At 61.7% G+C, this 5,755-nt stretch carries 6 protein-coding genes and 1 pseudogene; 1 reads left to right on the top strand and 6 read right to left on the bottom strand.

Annotated features, from left to right (window positions below):
- Window positions 1-232 (top strand): transposase (locus tag ACS5Q1_RS45535; RefSeq protein ID WP_473104396.1); only part of this gene is annotated, 232 nt, incomplete at its 5' end.
- Window positions 233-247: 15 nt separating this feature from the next.
- Here ACS5Q1_RS45535 and ACS5Q1_RS45530 read toward each other — a convergent pair.
- The 6 genes and pseudogenes from ACS5Q1_RS45530 to ACS5Q1_RS45505 all read right to left on the bottom strand — a co-directional run.
- Window positions 248-475 (bottom strand): annotated as a pseudogene (locus ACS5Q1_RS45530) (integrase core domain-containing protein); the annotation flags it as partial.
- 169 nt (window positions 476-644) lie between these two features.
- Window positions 645-995, bottom strand: a complete 351-nt coding sequence (locus ACS5Q1_RS45525; RefSeq protein WP_473104395.1) for a hypothetical protein — start codon at window positions 993-995, stop codon at window positions 645-647.
- 469 nt (window positions 996-1,464) lie between these two features.
- The gene (locus ACS5Q1_RS45520) at window positions 1,465-2,697 is read right to left on the bottom strand and encodes an AAA family ATPase (RefSeq protein WP_473104394.1); all 1,233 of its coding nucleotides are present in this window, start codon (window positions 2,695-2,697) and stop codon (window positions 1,465-1,467) included.
- Window positions 2,698-2,710: 13 nt separating this feature from the next.
- Window positions 2,711-3,586 (bottom strand): tetratricopeptide repeat protein, encoded by an 876-nt coding sequence (locus ACS5Q1_RS45515; protein ID WP_473104393.1) that lies wholly within the window; start codon window positions 3,584-3,586, stop codon window positions 2,711-2,713.
- A gap of 61 nt (window positions 3,587-3,647) precedes the next feature.
- Entirely contained in the window at window positions 3,648-4,148 is a 501-nt protein-coding gene (locus tag ACS5Q1_RS45510) for a hypothetical protein (RefSeq protein WP_473104392.1), read from the bottom strand.
- Between the two features lie 1,103 nt (window positions 4,149-5,251).
- Window positions 5,252-5,446: a L,D-transpeptidase family protein gene (locus ACS5Q1_RS45505; protein WP_473104391.1), complete on the bottom strand. Its 195-nt coding sequence runs from the start codon at window positions 5,444-5,446 to the stop codon at window positions 5,252-5,254.
- Window positions 5,447-5,755: the final 309 nt, after the last annotated feature.

The following is a 5,755-nucleotide window of genomic DNA, read 5'->3' as shown; positions in this document are numbered from 1 at the left end:
ACACTGGTGGACGGGCGGCGTCTGGATGAAGGCTGGATCAGAGCCGCCGACGCGCCCGAGCGGCTTTCAGGTGCTCGCGCGAAGGTGGGTAGTGGAGCGAACACTGGCGTGGCTTACCACCAACCGGCGGCTCGCCAAGGACTACGAACGCCTGGTCGAGACCGGCGAGATGCTGCTCTATCTCGCCATGAGCCGCATCCTGCTGCGGCGCCTCACGCGAAAGGAAAGATAATTGCTCACCAGCCTCTAAGACCTCTGGTGCAGGCGGCCAGTAGCCCAAGGATGAGTGCGGGCGCACGGAGTTGTAGTGCCGGCGCCAATTTTCGATAGTCACCTGCGCCTCCCGTAGGGTGTAGAAGACCTCTCCTTTCAGCAGTTCATCTCGAAGCTTCGAGTTGAAGCTCTCGCAGTAGCCGTTCTCCCACGGGCTGCCGGGTTCGATGTAAGCTGTCTTGGCGCCCACGGCCGTGATCCATTACCGCGGTATCAAGGGATGCGTGCTTGGCTAGCGCATAGTGCGGAAAAGTGGACCCGGTTTTCCGCGCCGAACGATGCGCTCTTCAAAGAGTGGAGCATCGGACCCAAAAGTGGGTCCACTTTTGGGTCCGATGCTCTAGTTCGGCCCTCTGTCCTTCGTTAACTCACTACTCAAGTGGCGCGAGATCATCGGCCTTGACGTAGTCGATAAAGCGCCCGCTCCTGACCACCCCAGCACGATCTCCAAGCTGCTGCGTGATCCGAACCAACAATCCTGCCGATAGAATTTCAGACGGGATGAGTGCTCCTTGGGCGTCCACGACCTGTGTCTGCCTAGTAACGACGTGCGTTGGCTGGATCGGAATAAACGCATCATCCACGTTCTGGAGCGCCACATAGACGCGAGAGATAGGGAAGTCCTTACCAGTCAATTTCATTTGCGGCACCTGACGCACCCCGAACTTACCGAAGAAGATATCGGGACCCGTCTGGTTGATATAAGACGCAAGCCCCGTCACCTGAACGAGTCCATTTCTACTCAGGTCGCTCGCCCCCATTCCTTCGAGCAGAGCGTATGTAAAGAGGCCGTGGCCTTGGAATCACTCGATTGCTGGGCCAGTATCGGATGCAGCTACGAGGACAGACCGCCTGTGGCACGAGTCAACCGGTCGAGTGCACTCACCTTATCGAAACCTCGCGTCAGACGCTCCGCAGTCAAGGTTCCGCTTTCACTGTCACCACAATGGTTCGGCTCCAAGAAGAAGCTACCTACCGAGACGGCGCTGGATCTCCGCCTCTGAGTTGCCTACTCCGCTGCCTTGCACCGACCTGCGCTCCTGTGGCGCGAGTAGACCGAGCGGCCCGAGCGAGACAAGCGCGAAGCAGTGTCATTAGGCCAATCCATCATACTGCGGGTTGGAGTGGATGCGGCGCTGTGCGCGTTGATGCACCGCTCGCTCCCGGTTCCTCACTTGCGGGTGCATAGGGCTACAGCAACTTCGCCCGCTTCAGATACGCTTCGACCTCGGCGTAGGAGAGATCGCTGCCGGCGTATTTGACGAGGTTGCGGGCCGTCCGCAGCCAGTCAAGGGTCGACGGCAGCATTTCGCCCAGGGCCGTAACGAAGTCAGCTTGCCGCAGCGGCCGCTCCGGCTTACCGATGAGGGCATCATACAGCGCCTTCTCCTTAGCGAGATCGATCAACCCATCGATGTCTGCGCCCGAGTAGCTGACCGTTGCCTTGGCCAGCGCGTCGAGATCGATGCGCTCCTGTGGCACGCCGTGCAGCTTCACGCGCAGCATCTCGCGGCGTGCCACAGCATCGGGCGGCGGCACGAACACCTGGCGGGCGAAGCGGCCAGGCCGCCGCATTGCCGGATCGACGTCCCATGGCATGTTGGTCGCCGCCAGCATCAGCACGTTGCGGTTGTCCCCACCCATGCCGTCGAGCTGGGCCAAGAACTCGTTGACGATCCGCCGCGTGTGCTCCGATTGGGCCTTGGAGCGCGCGTAAGCGAGAGCATCGATCTCGTCAAAGAAGAGCACGCACGGCGCCTTGGCCCGTGCCTTCTCGAAGAGGTCGGCCAGGTTCCGCTCGCTCTCACCGACCCACATATTGAGCACGTCGGCGATGCCAACGGAGACGAATGCGGCTTGGCACTCGTTGGCGACGGCGCGCGCCAGCATGGTCTTGCCGCAGCCGGGCGGACCGTAGAGCAGGATCCCCCCACCCGCATGCTTGCGGAAGCGCTGGAACAGTTCCGGGTTGCGGAACGGCTCGATGATCTTAATCCGGATGGTCTGCTTCAGCTCATCGATCCCGACGATGTCGGAGAAGCGCACCGTGTCGGAGGGCGGGGCCGGGAGTGGCACCACGCTCGCCTCGGTCCGGCTCGAAATGACCCGCAACTGCGCTGGCCCAGCGCGGACGGCCTGGGGCTCAAGGGATTTGAGCGCCTCGTCGGCGGCGAATCCCTCCAGGCCGTGGCTCGCGGCATATCGCGCGAGCGCCTCGTCGCGGCGGCCGAGCTCGAGCAGGGCACGGGCAGCCCCGAGCAGGCCCTCGGCGTGGAGCGGATTCTGCTGGGCGAGCAGCTCGAACTGGCCCAGCGCCTCCGCCGCAAGCCCCGCCTCGAGCAGCAGACGGGCATACTGGCTGCGCGCAGTGGCATCGAAGGGGTCGGTGAGAAGGCGCCGCTCGAGCTCTGTCCGGTCTGCCATTGCAAGGTCCCTGTCAGGAACGGTTGATCCAGCGCCGCAGCAGCGGCGGCCACACCCAGCTGTAGATGACGTAGACCAGCCAGACGAGGGTCAGTGCGCCGGCAGTCTTTTTGTCGATCGGTGCCAAGCCTGACATCACGAGGACTGCCAGCAGCCACATGATGATAGAGGCACTCCCGCCCCATCGCAGGATCGGCCACAGCGGCAGCAGCGACCAGTGCGATGTGAATTTGAGATGGGCTGCTGCAGCCACGTAGTCCGCGTTATCGGGCTGCGCATTGACCAGGGTTCGCGCGATGCGAAAGGCGCCGCGATGTTTACCCCGCGAATCCAGCGCGACCATGACCAGCGCCAACGTGTGTAGCGAGTCAGGTTCGAGCTGTAGGAGTTTCTGCAGGGCGGGGCTAGTGATCTCAGACCGGTTTTCAGTGATGTCGCACAAAGTCAGGGCATGGAGGCAACCTGAATCGTCGGGGTCGTAGTTGAGGCCCTCGACCGCGAGGGCGCGCGCCTTGGCGACCTGCAATCCCGCCAACATCAGCCGGGCGTAGCGGCCATAATAGGGCGCATGCCGCGGGTGCCCCCTGAGCAGTCCGATGATCAGTTCCTCGGCCATGGGCAACTTGCCCGCCTCGAGCTCGAGCTCGAACAGCAGGTACCGTGCCCGCTCGTGCTCAGGATCCTTCTCCAGAGCACGTCCCACCGTCGCTCGCGCCGTGGCATAATCGCGATCGAAATAGTCGGCCCAGCCTGCCTGAATGAGCAACATGGTGTTGTCGGGCCATTGCCGCAGCGCGCTTGCGAGACGGGCCTTGACCTGCCTGGTGCGCCGCCGCTCGAGCAGAGCCTGGATCTCGGCAATGGCCGCGTATGGCGTAGCCTCGTCCATCGGCAGCATCCTGGTGCATGGCCGGGCCAAACAGTGGTTCCGAACGGCAGTCGCGCGTGGCTCACTGCAACGTAGCAATCTGCCTCACAATGAACTCGTGCGTGGCAACGACCACATGCAGCGCAAGAACCTGCATGCCGAGACCGGCGAGCCCGCAGCCGATTCCGACCAGCCAGGGGCTCGGGCGGGCGAGGCCCATCAAGTCGGCCGCCCGCTGCTCCGTCCGATGCATCACGTAGCCGATGCCGAACATGGCGAGCCCCAAAGCCCGCACCAGCACCCCTGCTGGTTTATTCATATTGCCATCTAGGCCATCGCTCCATCCAGAGGCCACTAGTACGAAGAGCAGCGCCAAATATACCGCAAGCGCCGAAAAAACGATAGGGAGGTCGCGCCGCAGCCGCCGCAGGCGCGCCGAGTTGATAGCGATCACGGCGACCGCAGCGAAGAAGCCACCGAGGAAGGCGGTCAGGAGCCCCATGGTGACCGCGTAGGGTGCCCTCGCCGGTCTGGCATCACCCGAGAGCGAGGGTCGCAGCAGTTCGCTCAACCGCTCTGTCATGGCCCTCTCGACCGATCTCGTCAGAAACCACGCGAGTAGCACGTCGACGAATGCGGTCGTTGGTGGCACACGCGTCGGCGCCGAGCGCTAACCGGCAAACGGGCCCTCGCCTAGCCTGATTAGCGCCGTCGGCTGAGTCTCGACTTATCTCCGTAACCCGCGTCGAAGATCTATCTCGATCTATCATAACCTACGTAGACAAGGTATTGATAATAGCACAAACAGGGCATTGCGGGTAGCATGATCAGCCCGATTTGTCATGATCGTTCCGATCTTGGTCCATCCCATCCGGCAGGTAGTGGTATCACTGCGCGATCCGATACGCCTGGGCAGGGGCATCGCTCTGTCAGAAGGCCATGCCGCCATGCGGGTCACCCTCTCACGGTAGTGTCGAGGTAGGACACCTGTGCGCGGGTGCCCTCAGCCATGGGCAGTTCAGGTGCTTCAACGGGGTTGATGCACATGGTGGGAGCAGTGCCATGGCACGCCGTCAAATTGGTCACGAGACCTTCACGTTTGTCTCAGACCTCATGTCTCATCGCTCGTCCCTGGGCCAGCGGTCGGAACTGATCGACTAATCCCCTGTTGATCAGCATCTGATTGACATCTACTGCGCTGCCAAAGGCGAGCTAGCCTGGCCACCGCCTTATGCAATGAAAGGGACGATAGCGAGCCGTCGCTCACATTGGGATCTACCATCCCAGCCGTCCGGCATCATGTTCGGGTCCCCATGCCAGACAGGGCTCATCCCCCACTTCCGGCGATATCACCTGAGGGAAGCTGCAATTGTAGCTTCAGCATCACGATGGGCACCCAGGGCATCGTCAAAGCCCGACTCCCGAAGGCAGCATGGGCAAATGCCGGTGCCAATCACCCCACCCTGATCGTCATAAGACAAGCCCTTGAAGTAGCCCGAAAAGCCACATGCGGGGCAAAGCACCTCACCCTTTGGTGTTCTAATGGTGAAGCGGCGAGCACTCTCACTCGTGGATCCTTGCCTTGTCAGCACTTCCTGCGCATCCGACGTCGCCATCATCCTCGTAGATCACTTGACCGCTTGTTTGATATCCTAACCATTAAGTCGATCGGGATTTCGTCCCTATCTAAGGCTTGATCTCTATGGGCGTACCGTCTGGGACTACGCGCCAGACTTCGTCCATCTCGCTGTTCGTCACTGCGACGCAGCCCCCTGTCCAATCCACCAGTCGATGGAAGCGCCCAATCCAGCCCAGTCCATTGCGTATCCCATGGATCATGATGGAGCCGCCGGCGTCTTCCCCGCGGGCGTGGGCGGCCACCCTATCCCTTCTAAATAGGTCGCCAAAAATTCTGCAACAGCTTTCTGAGCCAGAAGTGTTTGGATGCCATGCCGGCCTTACGACGCGCTTGTTGCGGCGTCAGCGTCAGAACCCAATCAGCGGCATCGGCGGCCAGGGTGTCGATGGACGCAGCCTGCCGGTTGGCGGCGATCAGCCGCTTGAGGTCGCGCCAGAGCTTGTATGGGGCTGTTTAAGTCAAGAGCTGATTCATCAGTTTTAGTTTTGGTCTGCGTGTCCTCCAGTTGAGTGGAACCTAGCGGAGGCGGGACATGCAACAACCCGAGGGGA

The sequence above is a fragment of the Microvirga sp. GN3 genome, assembly GCF_055792825.1.
The sequence above is the reverse complement of the archived record's forward strand: the minus strand, read 5'-3'. Positions and strand labels throughout refer to the sequence as shown.

Bases quoted from the DNA above. Each gene is read 5' to 3' on its own strand.
- ACS5Q1_RS45520 (WP_473104394.1), bottom strand. From the start codon at position 2,697: ATGGCAGACCGGACAGAGCTCGAGCGGCGCCTTCTCACCGACCCCTTC.
- ACS5Q1_RS45515 (WP_473104393.1), bottom strand. From the start codon at position 3,586: ATGGACGAGGCTACGCCATACGCGGCCATTGCCGAGATCCAGGCTCTG.
- ACS5Q1_RS45510 (WP_473104392.1), bottom strand. From the start codon at position 4,148: ATGACAGAGCGGTTGAGCGAACTGCTGCGACCCTCGCTCTCGGGTGAT.